This window comes from Rhodococcoides kyotonense, from assembly GCF_001645385.1.
Classification (GTDB): domain Bacteria; phylum Actinomycetota; class Actinomycetes; order Mycobacteriales; family Mycobacteriaceae; genus Rhodococcoides; species Rhodococcoides kyotonensis_B.
The window spans coordinates 110191-110718 of sequence record NZ_LVHI01000010.1; the positions used below are offsets into that span (position 1 = coordinate 110191).

Annotated in this window: 1 protein-coding gene; it reads right to left on the reverse strand. The window is 61.1% G+C overall.

From position 1 onward, the window contains the following. Positions 1 to 328 (reverse strand): IS3 family transposase (locus A3K89_RS07615; RefSeq protein ID WP_217266254.1); only part of this gene is annotated, 328 nt, incomplete at its 3' end. Between the last annotated feature and the right edge of the window lie 200 nt (positions 329 to 528).

Genomic DNA, 528 nt, shown 5'->3' on the forward strand with positions numbered 1-528 from the left:
ATCCCACGATCTTGCGGGTGCACACGTCCGTGACGAAGGCGACGTATGCGAAACCCTRCCACGTCCGGACGTAGGTGATATCGACCACCCACAATCGATTCGGTTGTGTTGCAACGAAATTACGTTTCACACTGTCCCGCGGCCGCACCCCAGCAGGGTCGGGTCGGGTGGTGAACACCTTCTTCGAGCGTTGCACACCGCGCACCCCGGCGCAGCGCATCAACCGGCGCGTCTGTTCACGGCCGACCCGAACACCCCGGCGGCTCAGCTCTGCGTGCATCTTCTTGACTCCGTACACCGAAAAATTGTTCTCGTGCACGGTCTTCACCAGTGGCACCAGTTCGCCGTCGCGGATTGAACGTGCCGATGCAACACGGCTTTTCGCTGCACGATAGCCTCGCGAGGTAAGGAAGACCACACCCGCCGCCCGCAGAGCGCGACAGATGAACGAGGGTCTCGAAACGATCGCGGTACGCGTCGATGAACGCGATCATCTCGTCGTGGTCCGGTCGAGTTCCGAGGCGAAAA